We start from the raw sequence: 20,037 nt of genomic DNA, 5'->3' as shown, positions 1-20,037 counted from the left end.
GCGAGCCGGCCGGGTGGGGTGCGTCCGGCCGGCGCGGGGCGGTGGCGACAGGCCCTACGGCTGCGGTGCCGGTTCGGCGTCGGCGCTGGGTGACTGGTCCGGGCCGGGTCCGGGCCGGCTGCCCGGGGTCCGCTCGCCGTCGCTCCCGGCCCCGGGGCGTCGGGCCGGGCGGCGCAGCGGCCCGAGCAGCGGCCCGGTCGCCGCCGTGGTGACGAGCGCCATCACGACCAGCAGCGCGTACAGCCGAGGGCCGATCATCCCGGCCTGCAAGCCGACGTTCAGGACGACGAGTTCGGTCAGCCCCCGGGTGTTGAGCAGCACGCCGATGGTCAGGGCGTCGCGCCAGGACATGCGCGCGACGCGGGCCGCCAGCGAGCCGGCGGTCACCTTGCCCACTACCGCGGCGGCGCATATCACCAGCAGGAGCAGCAGGTCGGACGCGGCGAGCCCGTCGAGCCTGACCGCCATCCCGGAGATCGCGAAGAACACCGGCAGCAGCAGGCCACCGGTCTCCTGCAGCGGGCGCAGCAACTGGTTGTCGGGGACGCCGTCGGGCTGGCGGGGCATGATGATCCCGGCCAGCAGCGCACCGAAGATCACGTGCAGCCCCAGCGCGTTGGTGACGCAGGCCGATGCCAGCGCCACGGCGACGGCGACGGGGGCGTGATTGGTCATCAGCGCACCGGGCCTGCGCATCCACCGCACGAGCAGGGGCCGTACGACGCACAGCATCGCCAGCACGTACAGGGCCAGCAGAGCCAGTCGGAGAGTCCAGGTCCGTGCCGAGCCGTGCGCGCCGCCCACCAGGACCACGGCCAGCACCGGCCAGCTCAGGGCGTCGATGACACCGGCGGAGGCCATGGCGATCGTGCCCGGCCTGCTCCCGGCCAGCCCCTGGTCCCTGATGATGCCGGCCAGCACGGGAACCGCCGTGATGGACAGGGCGACCGCGATATACAGGGTGAACGCCGTGTCGACCGGATGTCCGCCGTTGGCGGAGGCGAATCCTCCGGGAAAGAGCAGGACGACTCCGGCGCCCAGCAGCATGGGAAAGGCGAACCCGCCCAGGGAGACGGCGGTCACCGTGCCTTTGCCGCGCAGCAGACGCAAGTCCAGTTCATAGCCGACGGCGAAGAGGAAGAACACCAGCGCCACTTGTGCCAGGGCGGTCAGAATGGGCTGGATCTGCTCCGGGAAGAGGTTTTCGTAGAGCCGCCCCGGTGCGAGGCCCAGCAGGCTGGGACCGAGCGCGACGCCCGCGCATAACTCCCCGATGACCGCCGGCTGGCCGAGCCTGCGTGCCACCGCGCCCAGGGCGTAGGAGGCCGTGATCACCACCGCGAGAGCGGCGGCGACGTGGGTGACCATGGAGTCGGCGCTCACCGGCAGCCCCCTTCCGGCACATGCCGCACACTGTGGCACAGTCCATACGGAGTGTAGCCGGGCACTCGGTGAACGGCCTATTGTTGAGTGCACTTGGTATATGCCGTCATGGGTGGGGAGCAGCGGTGGCGACGGTGTTATTCCTCCACGGCACGCGAGTGCGCGAGCCGGGATCGAGTGGAACTCCAAAACGCGTCCGACAGGGCGTGAGTTCGGTACGGCCGGAAACGCGCATATCTTCGTTTTATCGGTATGCGGGCGTGAGGCCGACGCTCCGTCCGGACGGCAACTCCGGCCACCCGGAGCCGCACCGCGTCCCCGCGCGGGAGCTGCCGTGACCGCCGCCCGCCCGGAGCGCACGTACGCCGTCGTCGTCGGCGTGGAACGCTACGCCGCCGGACCGTCCTGGGACCTGCCGGGGCCGGCCGCCGACGCCCGCCGGTTCGCCGCCTGGCTGCGCGCCCGCTCGGTGCCCGCCGCCAACATCTTCCTGCGGCTCGCCCCGCTGCCCTCGGCAGGCGGACCGGACGCCGGCGTCACCGCGGGCACCGCAGGGCGGGAGGCGGTGCAGGAGGTGCTCACGCGCCGGCTGCCCGCCCTGGACGGGGATCTGCTGTGGGTGTTCTGGGGCGGCCACGGCGTCACCGACCCGCACGGTCACCGCAGGCTCTTCTACGCCGACGCCGCCGCGGACGACAAGCGGAACCTGGACCTGGACGCCTGGCTGAACGCCTTCAGCACCGATCTGCTGCCCGGTTTCCGGCGCCAGATCTGGCTGGTGGACTCCTGCCAGACCTTCGTCGAGGAGCTCGGTCCCACCCGGTCGCTGCCCGCCGAACTCCCGCCGGGCGGCGACCGGTTGCCGGGCCGGGAGCAGTTCGTCCTGCTGGCGTCCGGCCCGGGGCAGCGCGCGGCCAACGACCCCGGGCGGCAGACCGGGGCGTTCTCCCGGGCCGCGCTCGCCGCCCTCACCGCGGCGGACGGCCCGTGCTGGCCACCGGACATGAACGCGGTCGCGCAGACCGTGATCGAGGGGTTCGCCGAGGGGGAGCAGCGGCCGACCTCTCTGTGGTACCGGTCCTGGGCCAGCGACGTACGCCAGTTGACCTTCCCCGCCGCGCGGCGCCGGGAGGAGCCGGTACCGGACGCGGCGCTGACCGACTTGATCAACCTGCTGGCCGGCTGGCCCGGCATGACGGACAGGGACCAGCGCCAGCTCGTGCTCGGCATGCTGCCCGCCGACCTGTCCGGCGCCATCCCCCGGCTGGGGGCGCCGCGTCCGGACATCATCAGCATCGTCCGTACCTGCCGCCGCCATCCGGGAGGCCTGGCCGCTCTGGTCGACGCGGTCGCCATGGTCGAGCCGGGGGCGCTGGAGCAGCGTGAGCTGAAGGACTGGGCGGCCCGCTGGCTGCCGCCGGAACAGGGCGCCTGACCGGCTGATCACGCTCTTCCCGAACACTTCCGCCATGCGTCATCATGAAGTCATCGGGATGAAGGGCGTTCTCAGGGGGATGTCGCATGGATACGTCCGCGGAGTTCATGGGATCGGAGCTGGTCGATCTCAGCGACATCCCGCTGTCCGTCCTGCGCGCGCAGCAGCCGGACGTCTACGCGCGCTCACTCGACCGGTTGCTGCGGCAGGTGGAACGGCCGCGGATCAACTTCGCCGGCGACCCCACCCCCGGACGGGCCGACTGACGGTCCCCGGGGGAGGAGACCCGTGCAGACCGACGGACGTTCCGGACCCGCCCGGGCGGCGCACCACCTCGTTCCCTCGGCGCACTTCGAGGACCTGGCCGCGGGCCGCGGCGGCCCCGACCTGATCCGGTTCCTGCGGACCACCGAGTACAGCAGGCGCCTGCTGCTGCTCAGGGCGCTGCTCGACACCATCGCCGCGACCCCCGGCGCGCTCGGCCCGCTGCCACCCGTGGACAGTGCGTGGGACATCCTCACCCGGGCCCAGGAGCGGGCCCCGCGGGACTTCCGGGAACTGCTGCTCCATCCCCAGGTCGGCATCTGGCTGGCGCACAGCCTGCGGCGGCTGTCCGGCACGGCCTGGGGGGACGGGCCGCTGTGGACCGACCTCGGCCATCTGCACGCGGTGTGCTGCGTCGCGGCGCTGCGAGCCGGGCTGCCCCTGCGCACCACCGTGCCGTTGCGGGACGGCGCCGCGATGTTCCCCACGCTCGGCCTGGCCCGCTTACCGGGCCGGCCGCACTGGGGCACGGCGGAGGCGGTGGTGGAGCGGGGCGGGCTCCGGGTCGATCCGTACGGCGCGTGCGTGGGCCCGCCGGAGCCGCCCGGCGACCCCGACGGCGACGCCCCGGGATGGCAGGGGCTGCGCAGGCTGCGGGCCGAGGTGGCGGGGCGGCCGGTGGAGGTCCGGCTGGACGACATCGACCCCTACCGGGACCTCGGCGAACCACTGCCCCCGGAGCGCCTCGGCAAGGACGAGACCGCATGCTGGCAGGAGCGGTTCGGCCACGCGATGACGCTGCTCGCGCGCGCCGACCCGGACATGGCCGGCGCCGTCGCGGAGGGGCTGCGCACCATCACGGCGGTACGGCCGGCACGGGCCGGGGTGGTCGTCAGCGCGTCCTCCGGCGACGCCTTCGGCGGCATGCTGGCCTCGCTGCCACCCGATCCGGTCACCCTGGCGGTCACCCTGGTCCACGAGTTCCAGCACACCAAACTGGGCGCGCTGCTGCACCTGCTGACGCTGGAACAGGACGAGGGAGCCGAACGGCACTACGCCCCGTGGCGCGACGACCCCCGGCCGCTGAGCGGCCTGCTCCAGGGCGCGTACGCGTTCCTGGGCATCACCGACTTCTGGTGCCGCCACCTGGACGAGGTGCCGCGGGCCGAACGCCCGCTCGCCGAGTTCGAGTTCGCCTTACGCAGGCGGCAGACGCAGGACGCCCTGCGCGTTCTCGGCGCCGATCCCGGGCTGACCGCGCACGGGCGCCGGTTCCTGCGGGGGATGGCCGGGCGGCTGCCCTCCTGGTGGGCCGACGGGCGGATCCGGCCGGACCTCGCCGCCCACGCCGAATTCGCCGCCACCGACCACCGCACCGGCTGGCGGATCCGGCACCTGAGCCCCGCCCCGGACGACGTCCGCGCCCTGGCCAGGGCCTTCTCCGCGGGCGCCCCGGCCGACTGCCGGATCGGCGGGTCCGTGGTCGTCCCCGACCCCGCCGCCCCCTGGACCCATGCCCGAACCGACCTGATCCGGCGCGCACTCGCCGCCCCGCCCGACGGTGACCTGCCCCAGCCGGCCGCCGCCGACCGTGCCCCCGTCACCCGGACCCCGTCCGCCGCCGACCGTGCCCCCGTCACCCGGACCCCGTCCGCCGCCGACCGTGCCCCCGTCACCCGGACCCCGTCCGCCGCTGACTGTGCCCTCGTCGCCCGGGAGCCGTCCGCCGCCGACGCCTACGCCGGGCTGCTGGCCGACGACCCGGACGCCCCGGAGGCGTGGACCGGCCTCCTCCTCGCCCTCGCCGCCGCCGACCCCGCCGCCGGAGTGCTGCTCGAGCGCCCCGAGCTGCCCCGCGCGCTCCACCGCGAACTGCGCATCGCCGGTACGGCGGCCGACCCGCGGCAGGTGGCCCGCTGGCTCGCCGCCGGCCTGGCCGGATCCCGCCAACACCGGTTCCAATAGGGCCGGTTCGGGACATAGGAAGGAGAACGGGCCCACAGGGGACGGCCGCGACGCACTGTTATCGATCTTTCACAGGGTTCCGGGCCGAGAGCGTCGAACAGCGCGCCGGTTTGCCGATAAGCTCGGCCGAGACCGGAAACGGCCGCCGGGGGGCGTCACGGATGTGACGCAGGACGACAGGACCGCGTACCCGGAGGACACAGTGCCCGCCGCCCTCCCTGCCTTACCCGGCAGGTCCGTTCACCTCGGCCGTACCAGGGCCCCCGGGGCCACCGGCGGCGCGGCCGGCACAACCGTCGTCTCCGCCTCCCCCTTCACCGGCGCCGGGCCGGACCTCGCCCGGTCGGCCTCCAGGGACGCCCGTGCGAGCGCGGGCCCGCGGCCCTTCCGGCTCTTTGTCTGTCATGCCCGCATCCAGAGCGATGCCGTCGCGGCAGCCGGTGGCACCACCTCGACCGGTCCTGCCCCCCAGCGCCGACCGGTCCGCGAGCCGGACACCTTGGAGAGGACTCGATGACCGACCTGATACTGGCCGTCAGTGCCGCGGTCGCCCTGGCGGCCGCGGGGACCGCCTGGCACTTCCACCGCGCGTACCGGCGCGAGCGCGGCAGGGCCGACGACATGCAGGGCCGGGCGCAGCAGCTCACCCAGCAGCTGGGTGCCGCCGAATACGTGGTGGCACAACTCGTCGCCCACATACCGGCACTGGCCACCGCCGCGGAGTCCGGCGAGCACCGCGGTGGCCCCCTCACCCTGCCCCCGCAGCTGGCCCGTACGGCCCTCGCCGACCGGCTGCGCGACCTCACCGGGCAGGTGACCGCCAGCGTGACGCGGATCCGCGAGACCGCGCAGGCCGCCGCCGACCAGTACGCCGCCCAGCTGCGCGCCGAGGCCGACGAGGAGATCGCGAAGGCGCGGCGGGAGTCGCAGGAGGCCACCCGGGCGGCCGTGCGCAGCTTCGCGTCCAGCGTGGTGGCCCGGGCCTCCCGGCTGAGCCGGGAGATCAGCCAGGGCGTGCGCTCCCACCAGGACGACGAGGCGTACGCGACCCTCGTGCACATCGACCACATCGCCCAGCAGATGCTGCTCACCGCGCAGGGCTACGCGGTACTGGCCGGCGACAAGCTCTCCCGGCGCTGGCCGCGCACCTCCCTGACCGACGTGATCCGCGCGGCCATGGGCCGGATCGAGGGCTACCAGCGGGTCGAGCACCACGAGCTGGACACCGTCGCGGTGCAGAGCCGCGCGGTCGAAGCCGTCGTACACACCCTGGCGTTGCTGCTGGACAACGCCCTGCGCTACTCGCCGCCGGCCGCCCGCGTGCACGTCTCCGTGGAGGAGGGCCATCACGCCTGCTTCCTCGTCGTGGACGACGCCGGTCTGCGGATGGACGACGAACGGCTGCTGTGGGCCAGCGACATCATGTCCGGCAAGCAGCGCGACGAGATCACGCAACTCGGCGCCCACCCGCAGACGGGCCTGCGCGTCGCCTCGCTGCTCGCCGAGAACTACGGCTTCCGGGTCGAGCTGACCGCGCCCAACATCTACCAGGGAACCCGGGCCGTCCTCGTGCTGCCGAAGAACCTCCTGGTCTTCCCCGCTGCCGGCGGGCCCGCCGCGGCCCCCGAGCGTGCGGCCGGCCCCGGCCATGCCGCCGTACCCCTGCCCCCGGCGCTCCCCGCGGCACCGGCCGCACCCGGCTCCCAGGGCGACGCGGTGCCGTCGCCCGCCCGGACCACCGCCAGCGGACTGACCGTCCGGCAGCGCCCGGCCCGGGCCCGCAGCGTGCCGCCCGCGCCGTCCGAGGCACCGGTCGTACCGGGCCGGCCGAGCGTCGCCGCCGCCTGGGCGGCCGGTACCCGCCAGGGACGCCAGACCGAGGAAACCACCGGACCCACCGAAGGACACTGACCATGCGCGACACGCACAGCAACAGCCTGGGATGGCTGCTCGACCAGGAACTCGGCTCCGTCGAGGGCGTCGCGTACGCGGTGCTGATGAGCAGCGACGGCCTGCTGCAGGCCCGCACGCAGACGATCGGCCAGGAGGACGCCGAGAAACTCGCCGCCGTGACCGCGTCCCTGCGCGCCGCCGGCAAGGCGTGGGACGAGCACGTCGGCGGCAAGGGCATGTGCCAGCTGCTCATCGAGTCGCAGGGCCGCATCGGGCTGACGACGGCGGCCGCGAAGAACTCCATGCTCTCCGTCGTCACCACCGGCCCCGAGAGCGACGTCGGCCTGATCACCCACCACATGGTGCGGCTGGCGACCAGGCTCGGCCACGAGCTGGAAGTCGCCGAGCGCCGCCCCGCCGCGGACGGCGGCACCGCGACGTGAGCGGTCCGCGGCACGACCCGGACCTGATCAGGCCCTACGTCCGCACCGGCGGACGGAACCGCCCCAGCCGGGATGTACGCCTGGAGACGGTGCTCATCGCCGCCTCCGGGCCCGTGGAAACGCTCGGCCCGGACGCCCGCCGGGTGATGCGCCTGTTCGCCGGCGGGCGCGGCGGCCTGGCCGTGGCGGACATCGCCGCCGCGCTGGAACTGCCGCCCTCCACTGTCCGGATCATCGTCTCCGCGCTGATGGACAGCGGCCATCTGACCAGCCCGGCCCCCGTCCAGGAGGGCCGGCCAGGACTCGACCTGCTACAGGAGGTGCTGCGTGGACTCCGCGAACTGGTCTGACCGGCCCGCTCCCCACTACCTGGCCCCCGCCGTCAACCGGTCGGCGAAGATCGTCGTCGCCGGGGCCTTCGGGGTCGGCAAGACCACCTTCGTCGGCAGCGTCTCCGAGGTGACGCCGCTGCGGATGGAGGAACCGATCACCGAGGCCAGCGTCGGCGTGGACGATCTGCGCGGCACCCCGCACAAGACGACCACGACGGTCGCCATGGACTTCGGCCGCATCCATCTGCTCGGCGACCGCCTGGTGCTCTACCTGTTCGGCACCCCGGGCCAGACCCGGTTCCGCCCCCTGTGGGAAGGGCTGACCGAAGGCGCGCTGGGCGCCCTGGTCCTCGTCGACACCCGGGACCTCGACGGCTGCCACGAGGTGCTGAGCCTGCTCGAGGAGCAGCAGACGCCGTACGCCGTCGCCATCAACGTCTTCCCCGAAGCGCCCCGCTACCCCCTGCACGAGATCAGGCAGGCGCTCGCGCTGGACCCCGACACACCGCTGACCGAGTGCGACGCACGCGACCGACGGTCCTGCGTGCACGCGCTCATCACCCTGACCGAGTTCCTGACCACCCGTCACACCTCCGCCGCCTCACTCGTGGAGCCCCGTTCATGACCACCCCCGTCCCCGCCGGCAGCGCGAGCCCCCCGACGCGCTTCGCGCTGCACGACGCCGCGTTCGCCGACGACCCGCACGCGGCCTACGAGCGGATGCGCCGCGTCTTCGGCCCACTGGTCCCCGTGGACCTCGCCCCCGGCGTCCCCGCCACCCTGGTCATCGGCTTCCACCAGGCCCGGCGCATCCTCAACGACCCGCTGCACTTCCCCGCCGACCCGCGGATCTGGCAGCAGACCGTGCCCGAGACCTGCCCGGTCCGGCCGATGATGGAATGGCGCCCCAACGCGCTGCGCTCGTCCGGCGCCGAGCACACCCGCTACCGGGCGGCCAACACCGCGAGCCTGCAGGCGGTCGACCAGCACGAACTGCGCGCCCTGGTGGAGAAGGTCGCCTCCGCCGCCATCGGCGAGTTCAGCGCCCAGGGCCACGCCGACCTGCTCACCCAGTACTCCTGGCCCATCGCCTTCCGCGTCCTGAGCACCCTGCTGGGCTGCCCCGACGAGCTCGGCCGGCGCATCGCCGAGAGCATGGCCATGATCTTCGAGTCGGAGGCCGAGACCGCCGCCCGCGGCAACGAGTTGCTCGGCCTGGCGCTGGCCGAACTCGTCGCCCTGCGACGCAGGGAGCCCGGGGACGACGTCACCTCACGGCTGATCGCCCATGCCGCCGGCCTGGACGACGTCGAGATGTCCCACCAGCTCGTCACGCTGTACGGCGCGGGTATCGAGCCGTTGACCAACCTGATCAGCAACACCGTGCTCAGGATCCTCACCGACGACCAGTTCTCGGCCGGCCTGCACGCCGGGCAGCCCGTCCGGGACGCCCTCGACACCGTCCTGTACACCGACCCGCCGATGGCCAACTACTGCATCACCTACCCGCCGTACCCGATCGACATCGAGGGCGTGCTGCTCCCCGCCCACCAGCCCGTCGTCATCTCCATGGCCGCCTGCAACAACGACCCGGCCGTCACCGCCGGCCTGGGTGCCACCGCACTCACCGGCAACCGCGCCCACCTGTCCTGGAGCATCGGCCCGCACACCTGCCCGGCGCGGACCCACGCCTACCTCATCGCCGAGACAGCCATCACCTGCCTCCTCGACGCGCTTCCCGAGCTCGACCTGGCCTGCCCCGAGTCCGAACTGGCTTGGCGGCCGGGCCCGTTCCACCGCGCCCTGGAGATGCTGCCCGTCCGCTTCCCCGCTGTCGTCTGAAGGAGAACGGTCATGACACCGAACACCCCGCTCGTCCTCGACCCGACCGGCGCCACCGCCCAGGAGGAGCACCGCGCCCTGCGCGCCATGGGGCCGGCGGCCCCGGTGGACCTCCTCGGCGTCCGCGCCTGGGCCGTCACCGACCCCGCCCTGCTCAAACAACTGCTGACCAGCCCCGCCGTCTCCAAGGACGCCCGCGCCCACTGGCCCGAGTTCGAGCAGCGGGCCACGACCTGGCCGCTCGCCCTGTGGATCGCGGTGAAGAACATGTTCACCGCCTACGGCGCCGACCACCGCAGGCTGCGGCGGATGGTCGCCCCCGCCTTCAGCGCCCGGCGCATCGACGAACTGCGCCCGGCCGTCGAGGACATGGTCACCGAGCTGATCGACGGCCTCGCCGCGACCCCCGCCGGGCAGACCGTGGACCTGCGCGAGCACCTGGCCTACCCGCTGCCCATCGCCGTGATCGGCCACCTCATGGGTGTTCCGCGGGACCAGCGGGCCGGCTTCCGGCAGCTCGTCGACGGGGTCTTCGACACCACGCTCTCCCCGGAGCAGTCCCAGGCCAACGCCGTGCGCCTCTACGGCGTCCTGGACGAGCTGATCGCCACGAAGACCGCCGACCCCGGCGACGACATGACCTCCCTGCTCATCGCGGCCCGGGACGAGGAGTCGGACGGCAGCGGCTTCACCGCCGAGGAACTGCGCGACACGCTCCTGCTGATGATCAGCGCCGGTTACGAGACCACCGTCAACGTGATCGACCAGGCCGTCGTCGCCATGCTGACCCAGCCCGGCCAGCTCGAACTCGTCCGCGCCGGCAAGGCGGGCTGGTACGACGTCGTGGAGGAGACCCTGCGGCACGAGCCCGCCGTCAAGCATCTTCCGCTGCGCTACGCCGTCACCGACATCGAGCTGCCCGACGGCCGGACCATCGCCCGGGGCGATGCCGTCCTCGCCTCGTACGCCGCAGCCAACCGCCACCCCGACTGGCACGGTGACAGCGCCGACGCCTTCGACGTCACCCGTGCCGTCAAGGACCACCTGGCCTTCGGACACGGGGTGCACTTCTGCCTCGGCGCCCCGCTGGCCCGCCTGGAGGTCGCCGAGGCCCTGCGGCAGCTCTTCGACCGCTTCCCCGGGCTGTCCCTCGCGGTCCCGGCCGGTGAACTGCGGCCGGTGGCCTCCCTGATCAGCAACGGCCACCAGGAACTCCCCGTCGTCCTCACCCCCGCGTAGCGCCGGGAGCGGCAGGCCGGGCCCGGACGGATCCGGCCTGCCGCACCAGGGCACCGCCGCGGTCCTGATCCGCTCGCCAACGCCCTTGAGGCGTCCACTACTTGACCTGATCGCGCTTGAACGGGCCGTGGCGTGGGCACGCACCACCTACCGGCGTCCACCCGCCGGGGCCGTACCGGCACGAGGAGGGCGTCATGGACCGTCGGATCCGGGTGCGTGTGAGCCGGCGGCCTGCCGCCCCGCGAGGACAGGAGATCGACCGCCGGACGCCCTCGGGGCGCATCCTGCCGTACTGAAGGGTCGGGTTCAGGCGGCCAGGGGGTTCAGGACCAGCGGCTCGATCCGGCCCTCCAGCATGGCGCCCAGGCCCTGGGCCGCGCAGATGTCGGGCCGCTCGGCGATCTGCACCGGCATGCCGGTGGCCTGCCGCAGCATCTGGTCGAAGCCGGGCAGCAGCGCCGAGCCGCCGACCATCGTGAGCCCGCGGTCCGCGAGGTCCGCCACCAGGTCGGGCGGGCAGTCGCGCAGCACCCTGCCGATCCCGTCGAGGACCGACGTCAGCGGGGTCTGGATGGCATCCCGCACGGTCGCGGTGTCGATGCGCACGCTGCGGGCGAGACCCGTCGACACGTCCAGCCCGTGGATCTCCGTCGAGAGCGGTCCCTGCGGGGTGAGCCCGTTGCCGGACAGCGCCAGCTGCAGCGGCCGCACGGACTGGCTGGGCAGCATCAGCTCGTGCTCGTGCCGCAGCAGCTGCACGATCGCGTGGTCCACGGCCTCCCCGCCCACCGGGACCCGCGCGGCGGTGACGATCGACCCGAGCGAGAGCACCGCGACCTCCGTGGTCGTCGCCCCGCACATCATGATCATGGTGGCCTCGGCCCGCTCCACCGGCAGCCCGCAGCCCACGGCGGCCGCGATCAGCGTGTCCACCAGCTCGACCCGGCGCGCCCCCAGCCCGACCAGCGTCTCGATGGTCGCCCGCTGGGCCAGCGGGTCGGCGGCGTGCGGGATGCAGGCCGCCGCGCGCAGCCGGGGCTTGCGGCGCAGTGTGCGGCGCATCCTGTCGCCGAGCAACTGCCGCAGCATCCGCTGGGCCATCTCGATGTCGACCACCGTGCCACCGGAGACGGGCCGTACGACCCGGATGTAGTGCGGTGTCCGCCCCGTCATCTTCTCCGCGAAATCGCCCACCGCGATGAGCGCGCCGGTACGGGTGTTGACCGCCGCCACCGAGGGCTGGTCGACGACGAGACCGGCGCCCTTCACGTACATCCGGGTGCGCGCCGCACCCAGGTCGACGGCGAAATGGCAGCGGCGCAACTGCTCCAGACTGACGGTCACGGCGAACCTCCCTAGTGCCCGGCCTCGGACGCCCGGCCGGTCGGCGGGCCTATGTCTGCATCCTGCGCGGCGGCGGGAACGGGCGCCTTCCGGGGACGGCCGGGCGGGGTGCCGCTGAACGGGGGGTTTTCCCGCCCTTTACGGTGTGTCGGCAGGTCACAGGGCGCGAACCGCCTCCAGCAGCGGCTCGAGGGAGGACACGGTGATGTCGCTGCCTCCGTCGCGCAGGCGCCGGCGCCCGGCGGCGGTGGGGGCGTAGCCGACGAAGTGCAGGCCGAGCTGCTGGGCGGCGGTCAGTTCCGCGACCGAGGAGCTGATCAGGACGCCGGAGCGGACCGGCGCCCCGAGCGCGCTCGCGGCACGCAGCAGGCAGTCGGGGTTCGGCATCAGCAGGTCGAGGTCGTCGTGGCGGCCGTGGATGCCCGCGAGAGGCAGGCGGTAGGGCTCCAGGCAGCGGTGCGCGGCCCGGGAGGACACGTCCGTCACCACGCCGACCCGCCGGCCGGACCCGTGCAGGGCGCGGACGAGCGCGAGGGAGCGGTGCGTGGTGGGCGCGTCGGGGGCGGCGGCGATCTCGAGCTCGTCGAGGCGCGACCTCAGCCGGGGGCCGAGCCGGTCGTGGGCGTAGGCCCGCAGCAGGTCCAGCGGGTGCGCGAAGGCCTCCCGGCCGCCGGCACCGGGGACGGGCAGCGGCCGGACCGCCGGTGCGTCCTGCGCCGCGCGGTGCTCGGCCACGAGGGACAGCAGGTCGAGGACGGCCGCGCGCGCCGCCTGCGCCGGGAACAGCCGGGCGAGCGGACCCTCGAAGCCGATCAGCACGGTCTCGGCGCCGCCGAGGAGGGACGCCAGCCGGCGCCGCGAGGGGACAGACCGCTCCGGCGCCGTCGCGAGTTTCCCCTCCGGGGCCAGCTGCACGGTGTACGACACGCTGAGCCCGGGCACCGGCCAGTTGCGTACCGCAGTGTTCACCTGGCGCTGGGCCGCCGCCGCCCGGCGCAGCGGATGACGGCGGGTGATGCGGGTGGCCGCACCGCGCAGATGCTCCAGCAGCACGCCGAGGACGCCGGTGATCTCGGCGCGGACGAAGGCGACCGGGTCGTCGACGTGCCAGGACAGCTCCACCACGGCCGTGAACACGCCCGGGCCGGAACTCGGCAGCGACACCGTGTGCCGGGCCCGGTGGGGGGTGAGGTCGACCGAGTAGTACGTCTCGGGGCGAGGCGGACGCGAGCCGTACGGCCGGATCGGGTCGAGCACGGTCAGCGGGCCGTCGGGCGTGGTGTGGACGATCGCCGTGCGGCCGGGGGTGGGGATGCCGAGCTCGCGCAGGTCGTGGGTGATGAGGGGCCCTTGGACCAGGCCGCTGTCCCGCGGCTCGGCGGACAACGGTGCGAGGGGGCAGTACCAGGCGACCGGCGCGGTGTCGGGGGCCTCGTCGCGGTAGAGCGGCCGGAAGCGCAGGGTGCCCTGGGCGGCGGAACTGGCGGTGAAGGCGTCGTACAGCGCGGGCGGTACGACGACCATGACGTCCGCGGCCGCCGGTGGCGGCCCGGCGGGCGGCCGCCCGAACGTCACCCGCAGACGGGGCGGGTCGGTGAGCCGGGCACGGGCCCGGGGCAGTTCGCGCAGGACGGCGACGAGGACGGGCAGCAGGTACGCGCCGGGCTCGGTGTGCACGAGGTAGCCGTCCGGGCGGACCTCCACCTCGTACTGGCGGGGCGTGAGGGAGCCGCGCGCGAGGATCTCGTGCACGGCGGCTTCGAGGGTGATGCGGGCTTCGGGGCGGCCGGCGAGCGCGTCGGCCGTGAAGAGGATCCCCGACCGGCCGACGACATCCTCCTCTCCCGGCCCCACCGCCGCCCCCTCGGCGTCGGCTCGCTGCGCCTCGGCGTCGGCGAGTTGCTCCGCGGCGCCGACCGGCTCCCCGGCGTCGATCGCTCCCCGTGCGCCGGCCGCCCGACCCTCGGCGCCGGCCGCCTCCTCCTCGGCTTCGAGCAGTTCTTCCCGTGCGTCGGCCGGCTGTTCCCCGGTGCCGACTGGTTCGTCCCGTGCGTCGGCCGGCTGTTCCCCGGTGCCGACCGGTTCTTCCCGTGGGTCGGCCGCCTCTTCCTCGGCTTCGAGCAGTTCTTCCCGTGCGTCGGCCGCCTCTTCCTCGGCGCCGACCGGTTCTTCCCGTGGGTCGGCCGGCTGGTCCGCGATGTCCGCCGGGGAGAGCCGGCGCACGCTGTCCTGGCTCACCGTGGCGAACGGGTCGCCCTCCACGGCCGTGCCGGCCCCCCGCGTGGAAGGGACCGACGCCCGGAACTCGCCGGGTGCCCGTCCCGCCCGCCGGTCGATGAACTCGCCCATGCGCTCCAGCAGTTCGGTGGTGCGGTTGCGGGCGGTGCGGGGCAGGCCGAGCAGGAGCAGATCCCGTACGCCGTCCCGGAAGGCGTAGGAGCCGAGCGGGCCGCCCGGGACGGCGGTGAGCATCCCGCTGAGTATGACCTCCGCCAGGTGCCGGGGGCGTGGATCGGGTTCCACGGCGGCCTGGACCAGCCGCATGACCGGCAGATCAGGGCGCCCCACGGCCAGGTGTGCGGCGAGCCGGACCGCCTCGGGGGAGGCGGTCGCGCGGAACCGCAGCACCAGCTCCTCCGCGGACAGCAGCCCGACGTCCGTACGGTCCTCGGCGTCCGCCGGCAGCGGCCGCCCCAACCGGGCCACCGCCGCCGGGTATTCGGCACCGCCCGGCGTGGTGAGCAGCGCGGCCCAGTGCGCCAGCCAGCGGGGCCCCGGCTCCAGCACGGGCAGGGGGACGGCACGGCCGGTCGGACCGGACCGGGACGGCTCGGCATGCCCGGACCGTCCATAGGGCCCGTACGGATCGTCGTGCCCGGACCGCCCGTACGGCCCGTACGGCGCGTCGTGCCCGTAGGCCTCGTCGTGTCCGGGCCGCCTGTACGGCGCGTCGTGCCCGTGGACCCCGTCGTGTCCGTACCGCCCGCACGGCCCGTCGTGCCCGTAGGCCCCGTCGTGTCCGTACCGTCCGTACGGCCCGTCCAGTTCCCCCGGCTCGTCGCGTTCGTCGCGGTCGTCGGGTTCGTACGGGGTGAACGCGAGCGTCGCCGTGGGGGCCGCGGGGTGCGGGGCCGACAGGCGGCCGGGAGTGGTGGGCAGGGCCGTGTCCCGCCACAGGTGCTCAGGGAGGGGCTGTACGACGGCCAGCGGCATCCGGCGTGCCCAGCGGTGCAGGGTGGCGTACCACAGGGTGCCCGCGGGGCCCTCCCGCCACTGCGGGCCCATGCAGTCGCTGATCAGCAGGGTGACGGTACGGCCGTCGCCGGGGGCGTACGCGCCGGGGCCGCGCACCGTGCCGTCGGCCGCGGCGCGGTACAGGGCGACCGTGCGGAAGACGCCCGACTGGGCCAGGGCCGTGTGCAGTTCGCGGATCAGGGGGCGCCACACCGGCATGGTGGGACCGGTGTCGTACACCAGGTTCAGGCGCAGCCAGCGCTCTCTCGGCGGGCGCGTCACGGGCAGCCACCACTCGGGCGCGGCGCCGAGGCGGGCGATGCGGTCGGCGGTCGCCCGCTCGTCGAGCTCGTGGCCCACGGGTGCCTCCACACGGCGTCCCAGCGGGCGCAGCGCGCGTTGCAGCGCGAGCGGATGGCGCAGCATCGGGGGCGCCGGGGCCAGGAGGGTGGTGTGGGGCCGCCCCGCCTCCGGGGCGGGCAGGCGGGAGGGGAGGTGGAGGGGGACGCGGGCCGACGGCACGAGGGACCGTCCGGCCGGTCCGGGGGCCGGTGCGGGTTCCGGCTCCGGGTGCCGTTCCGGAGACGCCCGGGGCGACGGCGGCTCGGCGGACGGTGACCGGGACGGCGGTCCCTGCTCCGGGACCGTCTGCCCGCCGGCGTCGGGGCCGGTGGTGTCGTGGACGGTGGCGTCCTGGTCCGCGGCCGTGCGGCCGGAGTCCGCGGGGATCATGTGACCGGCCAGCCACAGCAGTTCGGCCAGTTCGAGCGGCGTGGGACGGGCCCCCTGGGACCCCTGGACCCCTTGGGACGCCCGGGTCAGGACGTCGGCCAGCCGCCCCACGGGGTCCGGGGAGCCGGAGCACTCAGAAGACATCGGGCTGCACGCTCTGCCCCAGGTACGGCATCAGCTGTTCGGCCAGCCGGTCGAGGGACTCGGCGTCCAGGCCGGCGGAGCGGGCCAGGTAGATCGCGTTCAGGAGCTGGTCGGTGGCCAGGTCGCCGACGCCCGCCCGGGACAGGAACCGCTCGATCAGGCTCCGTGCGTACGCGTCGGGTTCGCCCAGGTGGGCGCGGACGATCTCGGCGAGGTGCCGGTCGTCCGGCTGCCGCAGATGCAGCGTGACACAGCGGCGCAGGAAGGCGGGCGGGAACTCGCGTTCGCCGTTGCTGGTGAGGACGACGAAGGGGAAGGCCCGGCAGCGGACCCGGCCGCGGGCCACCGGGACCCGCTCCTCGGCACCGTCGACCAGCACGTCGGCGACGCCGTCCGGGGCGAGCCGGGAGGCGCGCACCAGCTCGGGGATCTCGTACTGCCCCTCCTCCAGCACGTTCAGCAGGTCGTTCGGCAGGTCGAGGTCGCTCTTGTCGATCTCGTCGATCAGCAGCGCGCGGGGCCGGGCGTACGGCAGCAGGGCGGTGCCGAGGGGGCCCAGGCGCAGATGGTGCTCGATGCCCGACCCGTCTTCCCCCGCCGCCTGGTCCGCCCCCGCCGTCCCGTCCGCCTGCGCCGCCCGGCCCGGCCGGGCGGCCTCCTGCCGGGCCGCGTACAGCCGCGAGAGCGGGTCGTACTGGTAGAGCCCGTCGTGGAGGGTGCTGCGGCTGGTGATGTTCCAGCGCAGTACCGGGCCGAGCCGCAGTTCCCGGGCGACCGCGTACGCCAGTGAGGACTTGCCGGTGCCGGGCGGGCCGGTGACCAGCAGCGGACGGCGCAGATACAGGGCCGCGTTGACCAGTTCGACCGTCTGTTCCGTGGCCTGGTAGGTCTCGGCGCGGTGCATGCGGTCGGGCGAGACGGCGGCGGAGTCGGCGGCCGCGTCCGGCACCCGGAGCGGCGGCCCGCCGTCGAACGCCCGCCAGGGTGGCGGCGGGGGGAGTTGCGTGATGCCGTCGTGCGGCTCGTTCGTACCGGTGTAGACGGGCCACAGGGGCATGGGCTCTTCTTCTCCGTGGGGGGCGCTCGTGCGGTCGGTGGGTGGTCCGGTCGGTCAGGCGACGGGGGCGGCGGGTGACGGGGGTGGTCCGGTCGGTCAGGCGACGGGGGAGTGGAGGCTCGCGGCCGGCTCGGGGAAGCAGCGCGGGTCGTCCCAGAGCAGTTGCAGGTCTCTCGCCCAGTGCAGCTCCGGCTCGTCGGCGGCGTCGGCGGTCAGGCGCAACGACAGGATGTGGCGGGGGAGTTCGGCGGCGGGCACATCGGCGACCGAGGCGGTGAGCTGGTCCAGGAACGCGTTTCCGGGGCACCGCGGATCCTCGTGTCCGGTCCCGGGCGAAGCCTCGTGCCCGGTCCCGTGCCCGGACCCCGGCGGATGCTCGTGCCCGGACCCGCGCGGATGCTCGTGCCCGGCCCCGGGCGGGATCCCGTGACCGCTGCCGGCCGGGTCCTCGGGTGCGGTCCGGGCCTCGGCCCCGTGGCCGCTCCCGGCGCAGGGTGCGTTCTCATGCCCGGTGCCGGGGCAGCCGGTCCGGGACCAGAGCAGGACCGGGACGGGCACGGTGAGACCGACCTCGAAGTACTGCCGTGCCGCCGCGGGCGGGGCCGCGAAGCCGGCCAGCCCGGCGTCGCCGTCCCACAGTCGTTTGCGCAGGCTCGGCGGCCGCTCCTGCGTGCCGCACTCGATGCGGTGCACCTCGACCCCCTCTAAGGAGTCCAGCCGCTGCCACTTCTTGTGCAACTGGTGACGCAGCCGGCCGCTGTGGTGGCGGGCGCGGTCGGTGACCACGAGGGGGTAGGCGCAGCCGAGGGGCGTGCTGTCCTCGGCGCTGCACTCCCAGCGGGCCACCGCCTCGTTGAGCCACTCGCGCGGCAGGACGAACGTCACCAGCTCGTCGGCGTGCGGGGCGAGGTGGGCCACGGCCTCGTCGATACGGCTCTGGACGTAGGCGCGCACCCCGGACCGCGGCAGCCGCCCCGCGCCCACCGGCCGGCGCTGCCCGTCGCGGTACGCGGACACCTCCACGGTCACCTGGTCGGGACCGGCTCCACTGTGATCGATCTCCACGACGACCGGTGACCAGGCCGAGGAGGCGCGGGGCGCGGAAGATCCGGGCGGCACGGGGGACTCCGACGCCGGGGGAGACCCCGAAGACACCGGGGAGCCCGAGGACATGAGAGACCCGGAGGCCGTGGGTGACCCGGAGGCCGCGAAGGGCCCGGAGGACGCCGAGGGCCCGGAGGACGCCAAAGCCGCCGAGAGTGCCTGGCGCCGCACTGACCGGTCCGGGCCGCGGTCCAGCAGGTCGAGGAGCCGGTCGGCGAACCGGTTCACGGCCTCCGGGTCCGGGACCTCCCACTGCACGTACGCGGCAGCCGCCCACAGCGAGGAGAACCCGCCCGGTGGCAGGGGCGGCCCGAAGGCGCCGACGGCGGCCGTGTACAGCCGGTTCGGATCACCCGCCCGGCCGGCGCCCGCGACCCGCCGCAGCAGCGTGTACAACCGCCGGCGGGCGTCGTCCCGGTGGCCGGGCGTGGGCACCAGTTCCCCCAGCTCGGGCCAGTACCGGGCCATGACGTCCAGCGGCAGCATGCGGCCCTTGCGCACCTCGGGCGTGCCCGAGCTGGCGGTGACCATGCCGACCACCCTGCCGTCGGGCAGGGTCGCCGCCGCCCCGCTGAACCCGGCCTCCAGCGGCTGCCCGTGCCCGTGCCACGCCACCAGCTCCAGCCACTCCCCGGCGATCAACTGGCCCGAGACGGCCTGGTACTCGGCGAGGGTCCCCTCGTCGTAGCCCTCGGGGAAGCCGTAGGCGATCAGCCTGGGGTACGGCTCGGTGTAGGCGGCGTCGGGCGGTGCGAAGCCGGCCGGGGCGAGGCGGACGTCCCGGTCCAGTTCGAGTACGGCGACGTCGCCGGGGTCGGTCGCCTCGCCCGCCCAGCCGCCGTGGACGACGACCGACGCGCTCAGCTCGCCCAGCTCCCTGGCGTGCGGGAAGGTGACGGTCACCGCCGCCCGTTCGCTCCATCTGACGACATGGGCACAGGTGAGCACCCGGCGGCCGGCGACCAGGAATCCGGCGCCCACCTCGTTGCCGCAGACGATCCGGGCGTGCCAGGCGGCGCTGTCCATCACCGTTCGGGGGACTCCGGGCCCGGCACGATCCGCCCCGGCCCGCCGTGCGCCGCGCTCTGCCCCGGCACCGTCTGTCCCGGCCCGTTCTGCTCGGGCACCGTCTGCTCGGGCACCGTCTGTCCCGGCCCGCTCTGCTCCGGCACGGTCCGGCCCGGGGCCGTTCGCGCCGACGGCGGTCCGGGGGACCAGCTGAGCTTCACGACCAGATGGCCCTCCGTCGAACCCTTCGCGATGACGGCACCGGCCTCCGCGGACAGCCGTACCCCGAACTCGATCTCCACCGCGTCGGGGCACAGGCTCCCGTCCCGGAAGACCCGCAGCGCGGCGGCCGCCGCCCCGCGTACGCCCTCCAGCGCGCCCTCGAACGTGCGTGCCGCCTGCGCCGGTCCGTCGCCGCGCGAGACCAGACGGGCGCCGGGTCTGCCGGCGGCTTCCTCCACCACGACGAGCGCGCCGTCCTCGGTCTTGAACTCCATCAATCCGTCCATCGCGCCGCTCGCTCCCCCGTCGTACCCCACTCGTGACCAACTTCCATGTTACGGACGGTGCTTCGGGAGTCACATCTTTGCGGGTCCGTGGCGGGACATCCACCGGGAC

General features: G+C 74.5%; 15 protein-coding genes. 9 read left to right on the top strand and 6 right to left on the bottom strand.

Translation table 11 applies throughout. The annotated features are described in order from the left end of the window. Positions 1-54: 54 nt before the first annotated feature. On the bottom strand, positions 55-1,383 hold the full coding sequence (locus ABVB68_RS06620) for a cation:proton antiporter (RefSeq protein WP_353599917.1): 1,329 nt from the start codon (positions 1,381-1,383) through the stop codon (positions 55-57). Positions 1,384-1,717: 334 nt separating this feature from the next. Here ABVB68_RS06620 and ABVB68_RS06615 point away from each other — a divergent pair, with 334 nt between their 5' ends. The 9 genes from ABVB68_RS06615 (at position 1,718) to ABVB68_RS06575 (ending at position 10,796) form a co-directional block, all read left to right on the top strand. After that, a complete protein-coding gene (locus ABVB68_RS06615; protein ID WP_353599916.1) occupies positions 1,718-2,818 on the top strand; it encodes an effector-associated domain 2-containing protein in 1,101 nt (366 codons plus the stop codon). A gap of 86 nt (positions 2,819-2,904) precedes the next feature. Then, the gene (locus tag ABVB68_RS06610; RefSeq protein WP_353599915.1) at positions 2,905-3,084 is read left to right on the top strand and encodes a hypothetical protein; all 180 of its coding nucleotides are present in this window, start codon (positions 2,905-2,907) and stop codon (positions 3,082-3,084) included. Between the two features lie 22 nt (positions 3,085-3,106). Continuing rightward, on the top strand, positions 3,107-5,047 hold the full coding sequence (locus ABVB68_RS06605) for an HEXXH motif domain-containing protein (protein ID WP_353599914.1): 1,941 nt from the start codon (positions 3,107-3,109) through the stop codon (positions 5,045-5,047). Positions 5,048-5,560: 513 nt separating this feature from the next. Further along, entirely contained in the window at positions 5,561-6,958 is a 1,398-nt protein-coding gene (locus ABVB68_RS06600; protein WP_353599913.1) for an ATP-binding protein, read from the top strand. A 2-nt stretch (positions 6,959-6,960) separates the two neighbouring features. Continuing rightward, positions 6,961-7,383 carry a roadblock/LC7 domain-containing protein gene (locus tag ABVB68_RS06595; protein ID WP_353599912.1) on the top strand — a complete coding sequence of 141 codons (423 nt, stop codon included), beginning with the start codon at positions 6,961-6,963 and terminating at the stop codon, positions 7,381-7,383. Then, positions 7,380-7,733: a DUF742 domain-containing protein gene (locus tag ABVB68_RS06590; protein ID WP_353599911.1), complete on the top strand. Its 354-nt coding sequence runs from the start codon at positions 7,380-7,382 to the stop codon at positions 7,731-7,733. Before ABVB68_RS06595 ends, ABVB68_RS06590 begins: the two co-directional genes overlap by 4 nt. Beyond that, a complete protein-coding gene (locus tag ABVB68_RS06585) occupies positions 7,711-8,340 on the top strand; it encodes a GTP-binding protein (RefSeq protein WP_353599910.1) in 630 nt (209 codons plus the stop codon). The genes ABVB68_RS06590 and ABVB68_RS06585 overlap by 23 nt, the downstream gene beginning before the upstream one ends. After that, positions 8,337-9,557, top strand: coding sequence for a cytochrome P450 (locus ABVB68_RS06580; RefSeq protein ID WP_353599909.1), 1,221 nt, complete (start codon positions 8,337-8,339; stop codon positions 9,555-9,557). Before ABVB68_RS06585 ends, ABVB68_RS06580 begins: the two co-directional genes overlap by 4 nt. Before the next feature lie 12 nt (positions 9,558-9,569). Further along, positions 9,570-10,796 (top strand): cytochrome P450 family protein, encoded by a 1,227-nt coding sequence (locus tag ABVB68_RS06575; protein ID WP_353599908.1) that lies wholly within the window; start codon positions 9,570-9,572, stop codon positions 10,794-10,796. A gap of 306 nt (positions 10,797-11,102) precedes the next feature. Here ABVB68_RS06575 and ABVB68_RS06570 read toward each other — a convergent pair whose 3' ends face one another. The 5 genes from ABVB68_RS06570 to ABVB68_RS06550 form a co-directional block, all read right to left on the bottom strand. After that, positions 11,103-12,140 carry a rod shape-determining protein gene (locus ABVB68_RS06570; RefSeq protein ID WP_353599907.1) on the bottom strand — a complete coding sequence of 346 codons (1,038 nt, stop codon included), beginning with the start codon at positions 12,138-12,140 and terminating at the stop codon, positions 11,103-11,105. A 156-nt stretch (positions 12,141-12,296) separates the two neighbouring features. Further along, complete coding sequence (locus ABVB68_RS06565; RefSeq protein ID WP_353599906.1) at positions 12,297-16,250, bottom strand: SAV_2336 N-terminal domain-related protein; 3,954 nt, start codon at positions 16,248-16,250, stop codon at positions 12,297-12,299. After that, positions 16,240-17,307 carry an AAA family ATPase gene (locus tag ABVB68_RS06560; RefSeq protein ID WP_353599905.1) on the bottom strand — a complete coding sequence of 356 codons (1,068 nt, stop codon included), beginning with the start codon at positions 17,305-17,307 and terminating at the stop codon, positions 16,240-16,242. Before ABVB68_RS06560 ends, ABVB68_RS06565 begins: the two co-directional genes overlap by 11 nt. A 96-nt stretch (positions 17,308-17,403) precedes the next feature. Further along, entirely contained in the window at positions 17,404-19,437 is a 2,034-nt protein-coding gene (locus tag ABVB68_RS06555) for a VMAP-C domain-containing protein (protein WP_353600047.1), read from the bottom strand. After that, entirely contained in the window at positions 19,437-19,928 is a 492-nt protein-coding gene (locus ABVB68_RS06550; RefSeq protein ID WP_353599904.1) for a CU044_2847 family protein, read from the bottom strand. The genes ABVB68_RS06555 and ABVB68_RS06550 overlap by 1 nt, the downstream gene beginning before the upstream one ends. Between the last annotated feature and the right edge of the window lie 109 nt (positions 19,929-20,037).

The sequence above is a fragment of the Streptomyces sp. NPDC096012 genome, from assembly GCF_040426375.1.
Classification (GTDB): Bacteria; Actinomycetota; Actinomycetes; order Streptomycetales; family Streptomycetaceae; genus Streptomyces.
This window is presented reverse-complemented; position numbering and strand designations above follow the sequence as displayed.

Coding starts and splice junctions, on each gene's coding strand:
- ABVB68_RS06550 (WP_353599904.1), bottom strand. CDS start 19,928: ATGGACGGATTGATGGAGTTCAAGACCGAGGACGGCGCGCTCGTCGTG.
- ABVB68_RS06600 (WP_353599913.1), top strand. CDS start 5,561: ATGACCGACCTGATACTGGCCGTCAGTGCCGCGGTCGCCCTGGCGGCC.
- ABVB68_RS06560 (WP_353599905.1), bottom strand. CDS start 17,307: ATGCCCCTGTGGCCCGTCTACACCGGTACGAACGAGCCGCACGACGGC.
- ABVB68_RS06610 (WP_353599915.1), top strand. CDS start 2,905: ATGGATACGTCCGCGGAGTTCATGGGATCGGAGCTGGTCGATCTCAGC.
- ABVB68_RS06575 (WP_353599908.1), top strand. CDS start 9,570: ATGACACCGAACACCCCGCTCGTCCTCGACCCGACCGGCGCCACCGCC.
- ABVB68_RS06555 (WP_353600047.1), bottom strand. CDS start 19,437: ATGGACAGCGCCGCCTGGCACGCCCGGATCGTCTGCGGCAACGAGGTG.
- ABVB68_RS06595 (WP_353599912.1), top strand. CDS start 6,961: ATGCGCGACACGCACAGCAACAGCCTGGGATGGCTGCTCGACCAGGAA.
- ABVB68_RS06580 (WP_353599909.1), top strand. CDS start 8,337: ATGACCACCCCCGTCCCCGCCGGCAGCGCGAGCCCCCCGACGCGCTTC.
- ABVB68_RS06565 (WP_353599906.1), bottom strand. CDS start 16,250: ATGTCTTCTGAGTGCTCCGGCTCCCCGGACCCCGTGGGGCGGCTGGCC.